Source organism: Clostridium arbusti SL206 (genome assembly GCF_000246895.1).
Taxonomy (GTDB): domain Bacteria; phylum Bacillota; class Clostridia; order Clostridiales; family Clostridiaceae; genus Clostridium_I; species Clostridium_I arbusti.
On record NZ_BAEV01000199.1, the window covers coordinates 1 to 851 of the forward strand.

Consider the following 851-nt stretch of genomic DNA (forward strand, 5'->3'; position numbering starts at 1 on the left):
ACACGTAGTATTTGGGGGAGATCAGCCTGTTATCCCCGAGGTAGCTTTTATCCGTTGAGCGATGGCCCTCCCACGAGGTACCACCGGATCACTAAGCCCGACTTTCGTCCCTGCTCCACTTGTTGGTGTCGCAGTGAGGCTCCCTTATGCCTTTGCACTCTACGCGCGATTTCCAACCGCGCTGAGGGAACCTTTGGGCGCCTCCGTTACATTTTAGGAGGCGACCGCCCCAGTCAAACTGCCCATCTAGCAATGTCCCATGACCAGCTTCATGGCCTCTGGTTAGAATCTCAGTACTGTCAGGGTGGTATCCCAAGGACGACTCCACAGGAACTGACGCTCCTGTTTCCAAGTCTCCCACCTATCCTGTACAGACAATACCGAAACTCAATGCTAAACTACAGTAAAGCTCTACGGGGTCTTTCCGTCCAATCGCGGGTAGCAAGCATCTTCACTTGCACTACAATTTCGCCGGATTCGTTGTTGAGACAGTGCCCAAATCATTACGCCATTCGTGCGGGTCGGAACTTACCCGACAAGGAATTTCGCTACCTTAGGACCGTTATAGTTACGGCCGCCGTTTACTGGGGCTTAAGTTCACCGCTTCGATTACTCTAACGGATCCCCTTAACCTTCCAGCACCGGGCAGGCGTCAGCCCCTATACATCAGCTTTCGCTTTAGCAGAGACCTGTGTTTTTGCTAAACAGTTGCTTGGGCCTATCCTCTGCGGCCTACATTAAGTAGGCACCCCTTCTCCCGAAGTTACGGGGTCAATTTGCCGAGTTCCTTAACAACGATTCTTCCGATGGTCTTAGGATTCTCTCCTCACCTACCTGTGTATACTACGTGT

General features: G+C 52.2%; 1 rRNA gene. It reads right to left on the reverse strand.

What is annotated here, in order from left to right:
* Positions 1 to 851: ribosomal RNA gene (locus tag RH99_RS19455) — 23S ribosomal RNA — on the reverse strand; the annotation flags it as partial.